Origin of the sequence: Sphingorhabdus sp., from assembly GCF_023910635.1 — a bacterium.
Lineage (GTDB): Bacteria > Pseudomonadota > Alphaproteobacteria > Sphingomonadales > Sphingomonadaceae > Sphingorhabdus_B.
Map to the genome: position 1 here is coordinate 1 of NZ_JAAVVZ010000002.1, position 17,323 is coordinate 17,323.

At 58.5% G+C, this 17,323-nt stretch carries 17 protein-coding genes; 6 read left to right on the forward strand and 11 right to left on the reverse strand.

The genetic code is table 11. The annotated features are described in order from the left end of the window. Positions 1-276, forward strand: a 276-nt coding sequence (locus tag HEQ34_RS00410; RefSeq protein WP_296195923.1) for an acyl-ACP thioesterase domain-containing protein, incomplete at its 5' end; no start/stop codon positions are given. A 139-nt stretch (positions 277-415) separates the two neighbouring features. Here HEQ34_RS00410 and HEQ34_RS00415 read toward each other — a convergent pair. Next, a complete protein-coding gene (locus HEQ34_RS00415) occupies positions 416-580 on the reverse strand; it encodes a DUF1674 domain-containing protein (RefSeq protein WP_296195926.1) in 165 nt (54 codons plus the stop codon). A gap of 138 nt (positions 581-718) precedes the next feature. Here HEQ34_RS00415 and HEQ34_RS00420 point away from each other — a divergent pair, with 138 nt between their 5' ends. From HEQ34_RS00420 to purH, 5 genes are all read left to right on the forward strand, one after another. Then, complete coding sequence (locus tag HEQ34_RS00420; RefSeq protein WP_296195929.1) at positions 719-1,996, forward strand: transcription antitermination factor NusB; 1,278 nt, start codon at positions 719-721, stop codon at positions 1,994-1,996. A 16-nt stretch (positions 1,997-2,012) separates the two neighbouring features. Beyond that, entirely contained in the window at positions 2,013-2,528 is a 516-nt protein-coding gene (locus HEQ34_RS00425; RefSeq protein ID WP_296195931.1) for a GNAT family N-acetyltransferase, read from the forward strand. A 78-nt stretch (positions 2,529-2,606) separates the two neighbouring features. After that, the gene (gene rpe, locus HEQ34_RS00430; protein WP_296195934.1) at positions 2,607-3,269 is read left to right on the forward strand and encodes a ribulose-phosphate 3-epimerase; all 663 of its coding nucleotides are present in this window, start codon (positions 2,607-2,609) and stop codon (positions 3,267-3,269) included. Beyond that, a complete protein-coding gene (locus tag HEQ34_RS00435) occupies positions 3,266-4,984 on the forward strand; it encodes a heparinase II/III family protein (protein ID WP_296195938.1) in 1,719 nt (572 codons plus the stop codon). Before rpe ends, HEQ34_RS00435 begins: the two co-directional genes overlap by 4 nt. 4 nt (positions 4,985-4,988) lie before the next feature. After that, a complete protein-coding gene (gene purH / locus HEQ34_RS00440; RefSeq protein WP_296195940.1) occupies positions 4,989-6,578 on the forward strand; it encodes a bifunctional phosphoribosylaminoimidazolecarboxamide formyltransferase/IMP cyclohydrolase in 1,590 nt (529 codons plus the stop codon). 116 nt (positions 6,579-6,694) lie between these two features. On the opposite strand, the gene HEQ34_RS00445 is transcribed toward purH, so the two are convergent. The 10 genes from HEQ34_RS00445 to recQ form a co-directional block, all read right to left on the reverse strand. After that, the gene (locus HEQ34_RS00445; RefSeq protein ID WP_296195943.1) at positions 6,695-8,248 is read right to left on the reverse strand and encodes a DEAD/DEAH box helicase; all 1,554 of its coding nucleotides are present in this window, start codon (positions 8,246-8,248) and stop codon (positions 6,695-6,697) included. A gap of 306 nt (positions 8,249-8,554) precedes the next feature. Beyond that, entirely contained in the window at positions 8,555-9,310 is a 756-nt protein-coding gene (locus HEQ34_RS00450) for an SDR family oxidoreductase (protein WP_296195945.1), read from the reverse strand. After that, positions 9,307-9,675, reverse strand: coding sequence for a dihydroneopterin aldolase (locus HEQ34_RS00455; protein WP_296195948.1), 369 nt, complete (start codon positions 9,673-9,675; stop codon positions 9,307-9,309). The genes HEQ34_RS00450 and HEQ34_RS00455 overlap by 4 nt, the downstream gene beginning before the upstream one ends. 8 nt (positions 9,676-9,683) lie before the next feature. Next, positions 9,684-10,562, reverse strand: coding sequence for a class I SAM-dependent methyltransferase (locus HEQ34_RS00460; RefSeq protein WP_296195950.1), 879 nt, complete (start codon positions 10,560-10,562; stop codon positions 9,684-9,686). Between the two features lie 2 nt (positions 10,563-10,564). After that, positions 10,565-11,971, reverse strand: a complete 1,407-nt coding sequence (gene thrC / locus HEQ34_RS00465; protein WP_296195953.1) for a threonine synthase — start codon at positions 11,969-11,971, stop codon at positions 10,565-10,567. A 41-nt stretch (positions 11,972-12,012) separates the two neighbouring features. Further along, on the reverse strand, positions 12,013-13,596 hold the full coding sequence (locus HEQ34_RS00470; RefSeq protein ID WP_296195955.1) for a GMC family oxidoreductase N-terminal domain-containing protein: 1,584 nt from the start codon (positions 13,594-13,596) through the stop codon (positions 12,013-12,015). Between the two features lie 67 nt (positions 13,597-13,663). After that, positions 13,664-14,575 carry a sterol desaturase family protein gene (locus HEQ34_RS00475; RefSeq protein WP_296195958.1) on the reverse strand — a complete coding sequence of 304 codons (912 nt, stop codon included), beginning with the start codon at positions 14,573-14,575 and terminating at the stop codon, positions 13,664-13,666. Continuing rightward, positions 14,568-14,984: a hypothetical protein gene (locus tag HEQ34_RS00480; protein WP_296195961.1), complete on the reverse strand. Its 417-nt coding sequence runs from the start codon at positions 14,982-14,984 to the stop codon at positions 14,568-14,570. The genes HEQ34_RS00475 and HEQ34_RS00480 overlap by 8 nt, the downstream gene beginning before the upstream one ends. Then, the gene (locus HEQ34_RS00485) at positions 14,981-15,412 is read right to left on the reverse strand and encodes a TIGR01244 family sulfur transferase (RefSeq protein WP_296195964.1); all 432 of its coding nucleotides are present in this window, start codon (positions 15,410-15,412) and stop codon (positions 14,981-14,983) included. The genes HEQ34_RS00480 and HEQ34_RS00485 overlap by 4 nt, the downstream gene beginning before the upstream one ends. 106 nt (positions 15,413-15,518) lie before the next feature. Then, on the reverse strand, positions 15,519-17,285 hold the full coding sequence (recQ, locus tag HEQ34_RS00490) for a DNA helicase RecQ (protein ID WP_296195970.1): 1,767 nt from the start codon (positions 17,283-17,285) through the stop codon (positions 15,519-15,521). Between the last annotated feature and the right edge of the window lie 38 nt (positions 17,286-17,323).

Here is a 17,323-nt window from a genome sequence, read left to right on the forward strand (position 1 = left end):
GCGGTTGCCGCGCCTGAACATATCGCGGCTTATCATTGGGTCGTGACGCGGCACGAGATTGACTATCGCGGTAATATTGCGGCGGGTGAAAGCGTTACGGCCCGCACGTGGATTGAGAGTGCACCCCAGGGTGCGCAGTTTGACCGGCGGGTCGATTTTGTTGATGCCAAGGGCAAGGTGATCGTGCGGGCGAATACAACCTGGGCGATGATTGATACAAAAACGGGGCGGCTGGTCCGTGTCCGGCCAGAGGTTTCTGCGCCGTTTATGGGGTGAGAGCATTGGCCCCATTGATGTGCGGGGAATTGGTTCGCACGAAGACACGAAGATGTTGGCAAATACCATCATGCTGAAACAAGTTCATTGTGACGGGTTCTTTTTGACGCCTCAAGGATTAAAGCAAGTGGCCCTAACCCTAAAAATCAATCGCAACGCCCTTTAATTCCCAATCGCCATAGCGGACGGGATCTGGTCGTTCGGCGTCGGGTTCAGGCGCGCGGCCGACCTCTTTGGCTTGCGGGATTGGCGGGCTTTTGGAAAGATATTCCGGCGCTTTGACATGTGGTGGACGTGTGCCCATGTTTCGAATTTCCTTGAGCGAAATGGCTTGTATGAAATATCGGCTTTCATCGCAGCATTTGCAAGGTCTGGCGTCGCAAGTTGGACCGCGCAGAACCGCTCTTCACTTGTGTGCCGCAGACGCCTAGTGCTTTTTTCTATGACTGAAGAAATTTCTGGCTTGCCCACTCGCCGCGCTGCCTTGCGGTTGCTTGATACCGTGATGCGCATGGGCACGCCGATGGACCAAGCCACCGCCAATGCGACCAAGGGCCTTTCGCCACCGGATCGCGCCTTGGCGATTGCCATCGCGCAAGAAACTTTGCGCTGGTCGGTGGATCTGGATACTCTCATCGACAGCAAGACCAAACAAGTTCTGCCAGATGACTCCAAGGCGCGGATGGTGCTGCGCCTTGCACTGGCGCAGATTTTGCGCTTGGGCACGCCTGCCCATGCGGCCATCGCAACGGCATTACCCTTGGTCGATGGCGGCCCAAGGCGGCTGGTGCATGGCGTGCTGGGATCATTGTTACGCGCCGAAGTCGCTTTGCCCGAATTGCCGTCGCTGCCTGAGGCGGTGATGATGCGCTGGCACCCGGCATGGGGCGACGACATGATCGCGGGCGCACAAAAGGCGTTGTCCGAACCGCCGCCATTGGACCTTGCCCTGCGCACGCCAGCAGAGACAAATGCGTGGGCCGAGCGGCTAAATGGGGTTAGCCTGATGCCCGGCCATGTGCGTTTGCCGCGTGGTACGGCGGTCGAAGAACTGGACGGCTATGATGCAGGCGCTTGGTGGGTTCAGGATCTCGCCGCCAGCCTGCCCGCACGGCTTTTGGGCGATGGCACGGGTAAGCGCGCACTTGACCTATGCGCTGCGCCGGGGGGTAAGACGATGCAACTGTCGGCGGCTGGTTTTGCGGTCACGGCGCTTGATAACAGCGCGCGGCGCATGGACCGGCTGATGTCCAATTTGGAACGCACGCAGTTGAATGCGGAGCGGGTAAACGCCGATGTCATGGATTGGAAACCATCGCAGCCGTTCGATGCGATTCTATTGGACGCACCTTGCAGCGCCACGGGCACGATGCGGCGCCACCCCGATGTGTTGCAGCGTATCGACATGAAAGCGATCAATAATTTGGCCGCGATTCAAAGCGCGATGTTGGACCGTGCGGCGGGATGGGTGAAGCCCGGCGGCACTTTGGTATTTGCCACCTGCTCGCTCGAACCGCATGAGGGCGAGGCGCAGGCAGAGGCATTTCTGGCGCGGCATCCCGAATATGCAACGATGCCCGTGACCGCCGACGAGTTGCCCGCTGGAGTTGTCCCCAATGCTCAGGGGCATGTCCGCACTATGCCGCCAATGCTGGCTGAGCAGGGCGGTTTGGACGGGTTCTTTGTGGCGCGGTTTGCCCGCCGGGCTACGGTAAAGTGAGGCGACGGGGGGATATATGAAAACCACGGCCCCCACGCTCACGACCGAACGCTTATCCATCGAGCCGATATCGCTTGATCATTGGGAGGATTATGCCGCGGCATGGGCCGACCCGCGCATGACCGCGTTCATTGGCGGCGAACCACGCAGCCGCAACGTCAGTTGGGGCAAAATGCTTCAGGGCATCGGCATGTGGCCGTTGCTTGGCTATGGCTATTGGTCATTTGTGGAACGGGCCAGCGGGCGCTTTGTCGGCAATGGCGGGCTGGCGCAGTTTGAACGCGGCATAGAGGAGCTGGAAGGCTTTCCAGAGGCCGGGTGGGCATTTATTCCCGACGCATGGGGCAAAGGCTATGCTACAGAGGCCATGACCGCGATATTATTATGGGCGGACGGGCAAGGACTGGGCGAAATACGGTGCATCATTGAACCCGGCAACACGGCATCACGCAATGTCGCGGGCAAGCTTGGTTTCACCAAATGTGCAGAATCGCATGATGTCATGGGCGACATGTTTATCTATCGGCGCTAACCGCGTTTATTGCGATAAGCTGTGTATAACGCCCGCCGCCGCCTTGCCCGCGCGGAGCCTAGCGTCTAAGCGCGTCATATGTCCAACGCCGTCCGCATTGCGCCATCAATCTTGTCCGCCGATTTTGCGCGGCTGGGTGAAGAAGTGCGCGCCATTGATGCCGCTGGATGCGACTGGATTCATGTCGATGTCATGGACGGGCATTTTGTCCCCAATATCACCATCGGCCCCGCGGTCGTAAAGGCGCTCCGCCCGCATAGCGATAAGCCATTCGACGTGCATTTGATGATCGCGCCGGTTGACCAATATATTCAGGATTTTGCCGACGCTGGCGCGGATATCATCTCGTTTCATCCCGAGGCTGGGCCGCACCCGCATCGCACGGTGCAGTTGATCAAGTCATTTGGCAAAATGGCGGGCATCGTGCTCAATCCGCATACGCCTGCGAAGATGCTCGATTACCTTATCGACGACATTGACCTTGTCTTGGTGATGAGCGTGAACCCCGGCTTTGGTGGGCAGAGTTTTATCTCAAGCCAGTTGCGCAAAATCGAAGCCATTCGCAAGATGATCGAGAAAACGGGGCGCGATATCCGGCTTGAAGTCGATGGCGGCATTACGACCGACACGGCACCGCTCGCAATATCGGCTGGCGCGGACACGCTGGTGGCCGGCACTGCCACATTCAAGGGCGGCGAGAGCCATTATGCCGCAAATATCCGGGCGCTGAGGGGTGAATGACCGGTAATTTTGAGGACGGTACGGATCAACGGCAGACGGCCTTAATCGTCAGGCCCAAGGGCGCGGGCCAAAATATTCTCGAGCGCCTCGCTCTCGAATTCTACAAGCTGACATGGCGCACGCCGCTGCACAATGGGCGGTTGAAGGGCAAGGTGCCTTTGCGCCTTCTGGCGGTGCCGAAGGACCCTTTGGAGGGCGATTCTGCACGTGGCCAAGCACTGCGAATGGGCAAATTCCATTATCAGGGCTTACAACAAGCGTTTGATGCGCTGGATTATGACCAGCTTGATCTATCGCCATCGCTGACCGATTATATCCACCGTTTTGACTGGCTGCGCGATCTTTCGGCCGCAACCAATCGCGGGGAAGGCGCGCCTGTCGCGGCGCGTATCGCCGATGCCTGGTTGCTGGCCAATGGCATGAAGACGCGCGAGCCGGCTTGGCGCGTCGACAATTGTGCTTGGCGGCTGTTGAACATGGCCGCTGGATCGCCGTTTTTGCTGAGCAGTTCGGACCCGATTTACCGTTCGCGCGTCATCAACCATTTTGCGCGGGTGGCACGCCACCTGGACCAGTCCGCACCCAGGGCGCAAAGCCATTTTGCCAAGACCATGGGTTGGGCGGGCGTCGTTGCCGCGTCGTTATTATTGCCCGAAGGCAAAATCCGCCGCGCAGTGGGTGAAGACGGATTGGCCGAATCCTTGCGCGCCACAATTTTCCCCGATGGCGGCGTTGTGTCGCGCTCGCCCATCCAGTTGATGGAGCTTATCGGCTTATTGAGCCTGTTGAAGCAATGCTATGTTGCGCAAGGCGAGCTGGTGCCGGATTTCCTCATAGAGGCGCTGGGCCGTGCGGTGCCTGCCTTGTTGGGGCTGACACATTCCGATGGCGGCCTTGGTGCGTGGCAGGGGTCGGCGCATATGACCGCCGACCGGATTGACGCGCTTGTTACCGCCAGCGAAGTTCGCGCCCGCCCGCATCGCCAAGCACTTGATTGGGGCTATCAGCGTGTGTCGGCTGGCAAATCCGTGCTTTTGCTGGATGCGGGGCCGCCGCCGCTCGCGCGCCAGTCGGCGTCGGGCTGCGCTTCGACCCTAGCGTTCGAATTGTCGCATAATGGGCAGCGGATCATCGTCAATTGTGGCGGTGCGGCACTTGTCGGCGCGACCATATCGGCGGCGCTTGCACGCGGCCTGAGGACCACGGCGGCGCATTCAACGCTTTGCCTGAATGACACCAATTCGACGGCAATTCTGCCGGGCGGTCAGTTGGGCAAGGGCGTGACTGAAGTCGGCCTTGAACGCCGCGATATTGATCAGGCGACACGGATTGAGGCAAGCCATGATGGCTATGCGAAAAGCTTTGGCTATAATCACGCCCGCCTGCTCATCTTGCGGTCCGACGGCATGGAATTGCGGGGCGAAGATACGCTGTTGCCGCAGGAAAAGCCGAGGGACGATGTGGCAGCGCATGTCCGCTTTCATCTGGGGCCAGATATTGAGATCGCACCCACAGACCAACCGCAGACCGCTTTGCTGCGCATGGCCGACGGCAGCAACTGGGCGTTTATCACCTCCGGTGGCCTATTGTCGGTCGATGATAGCTTATGGGTTGACCAAAATGGTCGGCCGCACCCGACCCAACAACTTGTGATCGCCGCTGATACGGGTAAAGGCGCTCTCCACATTAGCTGGCAACTGCGCCATTTAGGATGAAATTATGCACGACGTCGTCATTAAACGGGCCCTATTGTCAGTATCTGACAAGGCTGGATTGGTGGAGCTTGGCCATGCGCTGGCGGCGCGGCATGTTGAATTGGTGTCGACGGGCGGGACGGCCAAAACGCTGCGCGCCGCTGGCCTTATGGTGAAGGACATTAGCGAGCTGACGGGCTTTCCCGAGATGATGGACGGCCGCGTTAAGACGTTGCACCCGATGGTGCATGGCGGCCTGCTCGCGGTGCGCGATAATCCCGAACATGCCGCCGCGATGGCCGAGCACCATATTGGCGCAATCGACCTTGTGGTGGTCAACCTCTATCCCTTTGCGCAGACGGTGGCCAAAGGCGCGACGCGCGACGAGATCATTGAGAATATTGATATTGGCGGACCATCAATGGTGCGCAGCGCGGCCAAAAACCATGCCTTTGTGACGATCCTGACCGATCCAGCCGATTATGATGACTTGATTGCCGAGCTTGAGGAAAGCGACGGTAAAACCAGCTATGACTTCCGCCGCAAATGCGCGGCGAAAGCCTATTCGGCGACCGCTGCTTATGACAGCATGATCAGCCAGTGGTTTGCCTTTGCCGACCAGCAGCAACCGTTTCCGGACATGCTTGCCGTCAATGGCAACCGCACGGCCGAATTGCGCTATGGCGAAAACCCACATCAGCGTGCGGCGCTGTATGTGCCTGTGGCGCCGCATATTGCGGGCATCGCCCAGGCCGAGCAAGTGCAGGGTAAGGAATTGTCCTATAACAATTACAATGACGCGGATGCCGCGCTTGAGCTGGTCGCTGAGTTTCGCGATGGCCCGCCGACGGTCGTTATCGTCAAGCACGCCAACCCATGCGGCGTTGCAACGGGGGCGACATTGATCGACGCCTATCGCGCAGCGCTGGAATGCGACAGCGTCTCGGCCTTTGGCGGTATCGTTGCCGTCAACCGCCCGCTGGATGCAGCGACGGCAGAAGCGATTACCGAGATTTTTACCGAAGTCGTGGCTGCCCCGTCCGCCGATGATGCGGCCAAGGCGGTATTTGCCAAGAAGAAGAATTTGCGATTGTTGCTAACCGGCGATTTGCCCGACCCAAAACGCGGTGGCCTGTCGATCAAACCGATTACAGGCGGGTTGCTCGTGCAGTCACGTGACAATGGCCATGTTGCCGATGATGCATTCACTGTCGTTACAAAACGTAGCCCGAGCGCGCAGGAACTGGCGGATTGCCGCTTTGCATGGACGATCGCCAAGCATGTGAAGTCCAATGCGATTGTCTATGCCAAGGATGGCGCAACCGCTGGCATTGGCGCCGGTCAAATGAACCGGCGTGACAGCGCGCGTATCGCCGCGCTTAAGGCGAAGGAGGCCGCTGAAACCTATGGTTGGGCCGCCCCGCGCACCTTGGGTTCCGCCGTTGCCTCCGACGCGTTTTTCCCCTTCGCTGACGGTTTACTCGCCGCCGCCGAAGCTGGCGCAACTGCGGTCATTCAACCGGGCGGGTCGATGCGCGACGACGAAGTGATTGCCGCCGCCGATGACGCTGGCCTCGCCATGGTCTTCACCGGCATGCGGCATTTCAGGCATTGATAGCTCCCCTCCCGCAAGCGGGAGGGGCTGGGGGTGGGCAGCGACGGCGCGTGGAAAAGCGAGCCTGCGGCTCGACCCTCCCCTGACCCCTCCCGTAAACGGGAGGGGAATTAGATTTACCCAGCCCGCTTCACCGTGCCCTTATAGTTGCCATTTTCGCCCTTTTTCGGACCGTAATTGCGGGCAGGTGCGCCGGGGTCGCGGCGGTTTTCGCTGCGCGCGGCAAATGCGCGGTCGGCGGTGGGGCGACGATCACCGGCAGGGGCATTGTCGTTGCGTGGACGTGCGTCCCGGCTGCCTTCACGGCTGCCTTCACGGCTGCCGTCGCGTGGACCAATGGCGGGTTGCCAGCCACCTTGCGGCGCGTGCGTGCGGTTACGGCTCTCGCCGTTCAAGCCAGTGCCGCCATTATTGCCGCCAAGCTTCTTGCCAGCATAATTGGTGCGTCCGCCGCCGGGTTGACCACCACCGCGACCGCCACGTGCCTGTTGCGGCTTCTTATCGGCAACAGGGGGCGGCAGTGCTGCGACTGCGGCACGGAAACCTTCGGGAAGGCCAAGCGTCATGGCGCGGATGCCAGTTAAACGCTCGATGTCTTTCATATAGCCACGCTCATCGCCCGCAACAAAGCTCATGGCGATACCTTCACGGCCTGCGCGCGCGGTGCGGCCAATGCGGTGGACATATTGTTCTGGCACATTGGGCAATTCGAAGTTGAACACATGGCTGACGCCGGGGACGTCAATGCCGCGCGCCGCAATGTCGGTCGCCACGAGTATTTTGATCTTGCCATCGCGGAATGCTTGCAGCGCAGCCGTACGCTGGCCCTGCGATTTGTTGCCATGGATCGCGGCGGATTGGATACCGGCTCCCGCAAGCCCACGCACAACGCGGTCGGCGCCATGCTTTGTGCGGGTGAAGACCAACGCCCGGTCAATCTCTTCGCTTTGCAATTTGAGCGTCAGCAATGTCTGCTTTTCGCGCTGCTCGACAAAGGTCACGAATTGTTCAACGCGCTCTGCTGTGGTCGCGGCGGGCGCAACCGAAACACGCACAGGGTTGTTCAGAAAACGGTTGCCAAGCTCGGCAATCGCCTTTGGCATGGTCGCCGAAAAGAACAATGTCTGACGCTGTTTTGGCAATAATTGGTCGATACGCTTCAACGCGTGAATAAAGCCCAAGTCCATCATCTGGTCGGCTTCATCAAGGACGAAGATTTCAACGTCCTTCAACGTGACCGCGCGTTGCTCAATCAGGTCGATCAAGCGGCCCGGCGTAGCGACAAGAATATCGACGCCACCGGCAAGACGCTTTTTCTGGCTGAAAATCGGCATGCCGCCGAACACGCAATCGACCTTCAGGCCCAAAAACTTGCCATAAGTGCGGAAGCTGTCGGCGATTTGCGCCGCGAGTTCGCGCGTTGGCGACAGGACAAGCATCCGGCAGCTATATTGCTGACGCGCCTTTGGCTTTGTGGCGAAATGGTGCAGGGACGGCAACGCAAATGCAGCAGTCTTGCCCGTTCCGGTCTGCGCAATACCGCATAGATCGCGGCCTTCAAGCAAGGGTGGAATGGCCTGTTGCTGAATGGGTGTTGGCGTATCATAGCCAGCCGCCTCAAGCGCCTTAAGGATAGGTTGGGCAAGGCCCAGGTCTTGGAAAAAAGACATATTTATACTTTCAAAATAGTCGTCGCGGCCCACGAAGCGTATCCTTTCATCAGGACCGCACAGGCGCAACAGCAGGTGTTCGGGAGCAGCTTATGCTGACCCGTTGGAAACAACCCTGCGTGATATGGGAAGCCTCTAAGCTTACGCATCTTGTTCGTTTGGCGGAGCCGTTATTTGGGCCCTCACGCTGCCAAAACTGCGGCGGAATTGTCCGCTCGCCTCATGCGCTTGGGATGCCTATGGCGAAACCATCGTCAAAACGCAAGTTATTTGTGCGTCGGCGCAATAATCGGTCGCAGACGCGCGCTAAAGATGCATGAAGTCGCGGTCGAAACTTTTGAGATGCGCGCCGCCGTCGACGAAAATGACTTGCCCGGTAACATCCTGCGCTTGGGCGAGATAGACTACAGCGTCCGCCACAGCCGATGGCGATGGCAATGCGCCCAAGGGCATCCTATCGGCCAGCCGCGTTTCTTGCTGTGCGGTATAATCATCGGTTGCAATGACCAAGCCAGGCGCGACGCCATTGTAACGGGCACGACCAGCAAAGGATGCCGCCATGGAGCGCACCGATGCCGCGAGCGCCTGTTTAGACAAGGTGTAGCTCATCTGGTCACGGTGTGGATTGACCACGCGTTGATCGAGGATATTGACGATGGCGGGGCGCGCCTGTGCGCCAGAGGTTTGGACAAGGGCCTTTGCAAGCAATAATGGCGCAAACAGGTTCAAACGAAAATGCGCCTCCAGCGTTTCCAGCGTCATCGTCTGCCAGTCGTCTTGCCCGAACATGGCCGCATTGTTCACCAATAGGTCGGGCGTGCGACCAAAATGGGCGGTGATCATGTCCAGTAGTCTGGCGGGATCGCCGGTGCTGAGGTCGAAGGTGAATGCGTGCCATTCGCGCGCGTTCGCCTGCAGCGCCGCTGCCAGAGCAGCCTCCGGCGGGGTATCCATATGGCTAACCAACGCCAGCGCATAGCCTGCGCCTGCAAGTTTCGCCGCAATCGCTGCGCCCAGCCTGCGTTTGCCACCTGTCACAATTGCAAGCGGCTTAGCGGTCACGTGCGGCCCCGCGACATGGTGATGCCAATCGCCTCATTATCCTCGGCAATCGCCAGCTTGACGATCTTGACGACGATGTTGCTGATACGTGGGTCGTCGGCGAACAGAGTGTCCATGATATGATCGGCCACCGCCTCAATCAGCGTGAAGTGCACGCCCTCAGGCAATTTTGTCGCCGCTTCTTTCAACGTCATATAATTTTTGGAAGCCGACAATGGTGTATCCGGCGCGTAATGCGGGGCCATATCGAGCGTGGTGCTGATCGATATGCGCAGCGGTTGCGGCAGATGCGTTTCCTGGCTGTAAATCCCCGTCAGGACATTGACGACAAGATCGTGCACTTCAAGAATTAAACTGTCGCTCATATCACTCCTTAACGCGACCAGCGGGCGAAAATGGCGGTGGGCAAAAGCATGCCCCTGCCTTGTTCGCGTACCGCCAGCTCGCCAAATTCAACCTTGCCACCAAGGTCCGCAAATTGCGATTCCAATAGCCCGCCCAATGCCAGCGCGGACATGCGCACGGCGTAGACGGTTAAAAACAAAAATTTCGATTCCGCATCCAACAGCTTGCGGCAATTGGCGATCAGTTCAGGCAAGTCTTCCTCAAGCCGCCACACTTCGCCTTCGGGGCCACGGCCATATTTGGGAGGGTCCAACAATATGCCGTCATAGCGTTTTTCGCGGCGTACTTCGCGGGCAACGAATTTGGCGGCGTCATCGACGATCCAGCGGATGGGGCGGTCTGCCATGCCCGACATTTCGGCATTGGCCCGCGCTTGCCCAACCGATTTCTTTGACGCATCAACATGCACCATCTGCGCGCCTGCCGCAGACAAAGCGAGCGTGCCAACGCCGGTATAGCCGAACAGGTTCATAGCAACCGGGTCGGCAACGCCCGCCAATTGCTCCCGCATCCAGCGCCACACCGGGTCCATATCTGGGAAGAAGCCCAAATGGCGAAACGGTGTGCAGGACGCGGTAAAATGCACTTCGTCATTCCACGACAGTGGCCATCCATCCATGGGGACGGGTTTGTTGTTATACCAACGACCGCCGCCATCATCGTCTGATCCGGGAACAAATTCGGCGTCAGCGGGCCATTCGTCTAATGCCGGGGCCCACATCGCTTGCGGTTCAGGCCGGATGAAGCGGCGGTCGCCATAGGATTCATATTTGCGCCCATGACCTGAATCGATCAGCGTATAATCGCTGCGCGGTTCGCTGATCAGGGTGACGAAATCCGGTTCCATATTCAACGCGTGGCGCGCGCCAACACATAATCACGCACCGCATCATATTCACCGGGCAGAACATCAAAGCGTTCTTCGCGGTCAAATAATTGCGATACCCGCGCAGGCAAAGCGGGGCGCACGCCGGTGGCATTTTCAACGGCGTCGGGGAATTTGGCGGGATGCGCTGTCGCCAATGTTACCACCGGCACCTCGGGGCGAATACCAGCATTGCGCGCAGCATGCAAAGCGATCGCGGTGTGCGGGTCGATGATTTGATCGGTCGCGCCATAGGCCCAACGCATGGCGGCCGACATCTGTTCGGCATCGGTGCGTGCGCTGGTGAGTAACGTCGCCTTTTTACGCATTTCGGGCGACAGCACCATCTTGCCCATTTTTTCGAACCACTTCATCCGCGCGCCCGTGGTGGTGCCATCACGGCCCTCCAGATCGAACAATAAGCGTTCAAAATTGCTCGACACCTGAATATCCATAGATGGCGATGCCGTCGGGGTCACGCCAAGCACCGAATAGTCCCCTTTTGACAAGGCGCGGTGCAAAATATCGTTGATGTTGGTGGCAACAATCAGGCGCTCAATGGGAAGACCCATTTGCGCGGCAACATAGCCAGCAAACACATCGCCAAAATTTCCGGTAGGTACCGAAAATGCGACCTTGCGCTCGGGGCCGCCCAAGCGAAGCGCGGCGTAGAAATAATAGACCACTTGCGCCATCAGGCGGGCCCAATTGATCGAATTGACCGCAGATAAGGTTAGCGGACCGTTGACATCGCTGTCGTTGAACATCCGCTTCACCATCGCTTGGGCGTCATCAAAGCTGCCACCAATGGCGATGTTATGGACATTTGGCGCAAGGATGGTTGTCATCTGCCGCCGCTGCACATCGGACACGCGGTTGTGCGGATGCAACATGAAAATCTCAATCTGCGCACGTCCGGCAACGGCATCAATCGCGGCTGAGCCGGTGTCACCAGAGGTTGCGCCGACAATCGTCAGTTTTGTGTCAGTACCCGACAGAAAGCGCACAAAAAACTGCCCCAGCAATTGCAGCGCCACATCCTTGAACGCCAAGGTCGGGCCGTGGAACAGCTCAAGTAACCAATGCTGGCCATCCAACTGCACCAAAGGCGTAACCGCTGTATGGGCAAAGGAGCCATAAGCCTTGGCGCACAGGCCCTTCAGCTCCGCCTCGTCCAATACGCCCACGGTAAAAGGTGCCATGACACGCGCGGCGAGATCCACATAAGACAGCCCGCGCATCGCGGCGATTTCTTGCGATGAAAATTGCGGCCAGTGCCGGGGCACATATAGCCCGCCGTCGCTTGCCAGCCCTGTCAGCGTGACGCCTGCAAAATCAAGATTGTCTGCGTTGCCGCGCGTGCTGATATATTCTGTTCTATTAATCGCCATAACGCGCACGCGGTTAACCGCAGCGCCGCATTTACGCAAGATTATTGCAAGTCAGCGCGGACGAATTCGGCACATCTTTCCCCAATCATGATGCTTGGCGCATTGGTGTTTCCAGAAACAAGACGGGGCATGATGCTGGCATCGGCCACATATAACCCTTCTATGCCCCGATATTTCAGGCACGAGTCAACAACATCATCGGCATTCGGCCCCATGCGGCAGGTGCCAACCGGGTGGTATACGGTGTCGGCGCGGCTGCGGATCAGGTCGTCCAAGGCCGCGTCGTCATTGATATCAACCGGATGCCGGTTCTTACCATTATAAGCGGCAAGCGCAGGCGCTTCGAATATACGATGCATCGCGCGCACACCGGCGCGCAGTGTTGCCATGTCGCGGTCATCGCTTAAAAAGGCCGGGTCAATAACCGGAGCGACTTTGGCGTCCGCTGATGCCAAACGCACGGTCCCACGGCTTTCAGGGCGCAGAACGCAGGCATGGCAGCTAAAGCCATGGCCTTTCACTTTGGAACGGCCATGGTCTTCCAGCATGGCGGGCACGAAATGATATTGGATGTCGGGCGCGGGCAAGCTTGGGTCCGAACGCCAAAATCCGCCTGCCTCGGCAAAGCAGGTGGTCATCACGCCCGTGCGCTTGCGGCGATGTTCGATGATAGCCATGACCATCTTGGCCGTGCCAGCCAGCGAATCGCCGAAGAAATCATCCTTGGATTGGGTTTCAAAGCTGGAGACATAATCGATATGGTCTTGCAGGTCGGAACCAATTGCGGCCTTGTCATCAACAACGTCGATGCCACGCTCTCGCAAATGTTCGGCTGGTCCCATTCCGGATAGCATCAGGATCTGCGGCGAACCAAATGCGCCTGCCGATAATATGACGGCCCCGCGCGCCTTGATCGTCCGGCGTTTGCGGCCCTGACGGATGACAACGCCCGTCGCGCGGCCATTTTCGACGATGATCTTTTCGGTCAGTGCGCCAGTCAGCACCGCCATACGGTCACGCGCCGGCTCAACATAAGCGCGCGCAGCGGTCCAGCGTTCGCCGCCCTTTTGCGTGACTTGATACAGGCCAAAGCCGTCCTGCGTCGCGCCGTTGAAATCCGCATTTACGGGCAATTGCAATTCGGCTGCGGCTTCAACAAAGGCAAGGCTGCCCGCTTGGGGCCAGCGTTGATTGGAAACCGAAAGTGGCCCGCCCGATCCGTGAAATGCGTCTGCGCCGCGTTCATTATCTTCACAGCGTTTAAAAAACGGCAACACATCGTCATAGGACCAACCATCGCAGCCCAAGGCGGCCCAATTGTCATAGTCATATTTATGGCCACGAATGTAGACCATCGCGTTGATCGCGCTCGACCCGCCAAGGCCCTTGCCGCGCGGTTGATAGCCTGTGCGGCCATTCAGGCCCTTTTGCGGAACGGTTTCATATTTATAATTGGACGCATTGCGGATGAACGGCATGAAGCCGGGCGTCTTGATCAACATATTATTGTTGGTGCCGCCTGCCTCAATCAAGCAGACCTTATATTTGCCACCTTCGGACAGCCGTCCGGCGGCTGCGCTGCCTGCGGAACCTCCGCCGATAACAATGATGTCGAATTCGTCCATATCGCCTGCTCCCTCTTAATGAGAGGGTTTAAGCGGACGATTAATTACTGGCAAGGGTGTAAATCGGCTATGCGTTTACGACCGGCTCAGCCTCGGCTTGCTGGCTCTCCAGCCATTGCGCACGAATGCTGTCCGATGTGTCCCGGCTGCCGTCATGGCTCCAGCCCGGAGGACGCCATATATAAGAAAATTTATGCCGCCATGGTGCGGACCATAGGTCCTGGGCGATGCCGATCCATTCATGAAACACGCTCCACAACAGGTTGAACGTGCCCAATTGCTTGACGATGCCATAGCGGATCTTTTCGCCTTCGACTTCCTCTGTAAAGGTGCCGAAGATGCGGTCCCAGATGATGAAGGTCCCTGCGTAATTCCGGTCCAGATAGCGCGGGTTGGTCGCATGGTGGACGCGGTGATGGCTTGGCGTGTTCATGACATATTCGACCCAGCGCGGGAATTTGTAAATTGCCTCGGTGTGGATCCAGAATTGATAAATGAGATTGAACGCGCCGACGAACAACAGCATCGCAGGATGAAAACCCAAAAATGCCAAAGGTATGCGAAAGATAAAGCCAAGCGCGATAAAGCCAGTCCATGTTTGGCGCAAAGCCGTCGATAGATTATAATGCTGGCTACTGTGATGGTTCACATGGCTTGCCCAGAACCAGCGCACGCGGTGCCCCGAACGATGCGCCCAATAATATGCAAGATCATCGAGTACAAAGCATAAGGGCCACGCCCACCAGACCCAGCCGATATCGAAAAAGCGTTGTTCGTATATCCACATGGCAAGGCTGAACACCAACGCGCCCGACAATGCGCCGGCAACGGTGCTGCCCGTGCCCAAGGCGAGCGATGTCAGCGTATCGCGCGGTTCATATTTCTCTGGCGCGCGGCGCCGCGCCCATAACATCTCTGCGACGATCAGGATGATGAACGCCGGAACCGCATAATCAATTGGGCTGAACAGTTCAGGCATATGGGCGTCCTATATTCAAATGGCGCAGGCCAGCCGCCCAATGCGACGCTTGCGCGCCCAGATTGAGTGTCACCGAGCCAAAGGTTTTTTCGCCTGTGCCGACGGTGAGGAAATTGTGGTCAAGCCGCGCTTCATTATGGTGGTCGAGAAGCCGCCCTACCCATTGCACGCCATGCCGCCGCACCAAAAGGTGCCGACCATCGGCATCGCGCATCAACGCGGCGATACCGGCCTTGTCGATGGCAATTTCGACGGGTTCGAACCCGCATAAAGACTCACGGGCAATCTCGCGCGCTTGTTCTTCGCTGCGGATGCGGACGTCGCCGCCGAGTTTCCAGAATCGCGCAAGCCAAGCGATGAACACAATTGCGGCGATGGACCCCGCTAGCTTGAGCAATTCTGCTGTCACGAAGCCCGCCCGCGCAGCATATCCATCATCGCGGTCACTGGCGTTACATCATAACCGGCATCCGCTGCCTTTTCGGCCAATACGGCAGGATGATCGCCCTTGGACGCCTGCGCCAAGGCCCATAACAAGGTCGAGCGCGTGCCGGATCGGCAATAGGCCAGCACTTTGCCGTCGGCCTTGTCCAATGCATCGGCCATTGCGCTGACTTGCCATTCGGCAAAGCCCGCATGCGTGACTGGAATGGCGACATAGTCCAACCCGGCGGCCCGCGCGGCGCATTCAATTTCTGCACCGGGCGTTTGATCGGCGGATTCATCTTCGGGGCGGTTGTTGATGATAAGCGTTACGCCCGCTTGCGCAGCGGCCATGACATCAGCGACGTCAATTTGCGGCGCTACCAGAATATGGTCAGTGAGTTTGCGAAACATTCAAAAAATCCCATCATATAATCGCCTTAGCCGACGACAATCAAACCGCCATATTTTAATCCGCAATCGATAACAAGGAAGGACAATGCCGCGATGTCCTTCGGTCCTAAAATTGCGCGATTACCGAGAGAAATTCTGCGCCATAAGCCTCTAGCTTACGCGCACCGACGCCGCTGATCCGGCCCAAGGCACGGATATCGGCTGGCCGGGTCAGCGCCATTTCGCGCAAGGTCGCGTCATGGAAAATGACATAAGGCGGTACGCCGACATTTTCGGCCAATGCCCGGCGTTTGGCGCGCAAGGCCTCAAATAACGGGTTGCCAATGGGGTTGTCGGGTCGGCCCGGGCGCCGTGTGTTGCCGGGTTTTACCACAGCGATCTCAATCTTTTGGTCGCCGCGCATGATGATGCGGGCATCGCCGCCTAGTTTCAGGCCGCCATGTTCGTTAGCGACCAACGCGCCGCGCGCCTGCAAGGCACGCGACAAGGGCTTCAGCATAGCTGCCTCGGTCCGGTTCACTATGCCAAACACCGAAAGCTGGTCATGCCCGAATTGCGTAATCCGCTCGTCTATATTCCCCAGCAGGACCTTTTCCAAATGGCCCATGCCGAATCTCTGACCCGTCCGATAGGCGGCGGACAGCAATTTGCGGGACAGCTCGGTCGCGTCGTGCACGTCGGGCGCATGCAAGCAATTGTCGCAATTGCCGCATGTTTCGGCCGGGCTTTCGCCAAAGTGGCGCAGCAACACCGCGCGGCGGCAGCCAGGGGTTTCCACCAAATGCGACAAGGCGGCAACGCGCGCCAATTCCGCTTCACGCCGCTCAGGTGGTAACTCGCTCAAGCGTCCACGCGCGCGGGTGAAGTCGCCTGCTGACCACAGCATATGCGCCACCGCCGGGTCCCCATCGCGCCCCGCCCGCCCGCTTTCCTGATAGTAAGATTCAATAGATTTCGGCAGGCCAGCATGCACGACAAAGCGGACATCGGGCTTGTCGATACCCATGCCGAAGGCGACCGTTGCGACCATGACCATGTCTTCGGAGGACACAAATTCGGCCTGTGCCCGGGCGCGCGTTTGTGGTTCCATGCCGGCATGATAAAATAAAGCCCTGCGGCCCGTCTCGGCAATCTGGGCTGCGATTTTTTCGGTGCGGTCGCGGGTTTGGGCGTAGACAATGCCTGCGCCCTGCAAGCCCTTGACCAATGACGCAATGCCGCTGTTCGGTGCGGCTTCGGCTATGTAGCGGATGTTGGGGCGGTCAAAACCCGCCACCATGACGCCATCTTTGGCTATGCCCAATTGTTCGGCAATATCGTCGCGTGTATGGGTGTCGGCAGTGGCGGTCAGCGCGAGGCGCGGCACATGCGCAAAGTCATCAAGCAATGGCCGCAACAAACGATAATCGGGCCGGAAATCATGGCCCCATTCGGACACGCAATGCGCCTCATCAATCGCAAAGAGGGATATCTTCGTTTCACGCAGCAGGCTGCGAAACTCCTGACCCGATGCTCGTTCCGGCGCGACATATAATAGGTCCAACTCGCCCGCACGGAATCGCTTTATGGTTTCGGCGCGATTGTCGTCGGCGGAGGTCAGTGTCGCGGCGCGAATGCCCACGGCATCGGCCGCGCGCATTTGGTCATGCATGAGCGCGATCAGCGGCGATATGACGATACAGGTGCCATCCATGATCACGGCGGGCAATTGATAGCAAAGCGACTTGCCCGCGCCCGTTGGCATGATCGCGAGCGTGCGCTGACCCGCCAGAACGCGCGTAACCACTTGTTCCTGTTGCCCGCGAAAGCCGGCAAAGCCGAACAAGCGGTGCAAAACATCGGCTGGCGTAGGGGAGGGAACGACGGAGGCCATCGGAACGCCCTAGCGTGACCGAAGTGCCAATGACAGAG

Bases quoted from the DNA above. Each gene is read 5' to 3' on its own strand.
- HEQ34_RS00425 (WP_296195931.1), top strand. From the start codon at position 2,013: ATGAAAACCACGGCCCCCACGCTCACGACCGAACGCTTATCCATCGAG.
- HEQ34_RS00445 (WP_296195943.1), bottom strand. From the start codon at position 8,248: ATGTCTTTTTTCCAAGACCTGGGCCTTGCCCAACCTATCCTTAAGGCG.
- rpe (WP_296195934.1), top strand. From the start codon at position 2,607: ATGTCCAACGCCGTCCGCATTGCGCCATCAATCTTGTCCGCCGATTTT.
- recQ (WP_296195970.1), bottom strand. From the start codon at position 17,285: ATGGCCTCCGTCGTTCCCTCCCCTACGCCAGCCGATGTTTTGCACCGC.
- thrC (WP_296195953.1), bottom strand. From the start codon at position 11,971: ATGGCGATTAATAGAACAGAATATATCAGCACGCGCGGCAACGCAGAC.
- HEQ34_RS00470 (WP_296195955.1), bottom strand. From the start codon at position 13,596: ATGGACGAATTCGACATCATTGTTATCGGCGGAGGTTCCGCAGGCAGC.
- purH (WP_296195940.1), top strand. From the start codon at position 4,989: ATGCACGACGTCGTCATTAAACGGGCCCTATTGTCAGTATCTGACAAG.
- HEQ34_RS00475 (WP_296195958.1), bottom strand. From the start codon at position 14,575: ATGCCTGAACTGTTCAGCCCAATTGATTATGCGGTTCCGGCGTTCATC.
- HEQ34_RS00455 (WP_296195948.1), bottom strand. From the start codon at position 9,675: ATGAGCGACAGTTTAATTCTTGAAGTGCACGATCTTGTCGTCAATGTC.
- HEQ34_RS00420 (WP_296195929.1), top strand. From the start codon at position 719: ATGACTGAAGAAATTTCTGGCTTGCCCACTCGCCGCGCTGCCTTGCGG.
- HEQ34_RS00415 (WP_296195926.1), bottom strand. From the start codon at position 580: ATGGGCACACGTCCACCACATGTCAAAGCGCCGGAATATCTTTCCAAA.
- HEQ34_RS00435 (WP_296195938.1), top strand. From the start codon at position 3,266: ATGACCGGTAATTTTGAGGACGGTACGGATCAACGGCAGACGGCCTTA.
- HEQ34_RS00460 (WP_296195950.1), bottom strand. From the start codon at position 10,562: ATGGAACCGGATTTCGTCACCCTGATCAGCGAACCGCGCAGCGATTAT.
- HEQ34_RS00485 (WP_296195964.1), bottom strand. From the start codon at position 15,412: ATGTTTCGCAAACTCACTGACCATATTCTGGTAGCGCCGCAAATTGAC.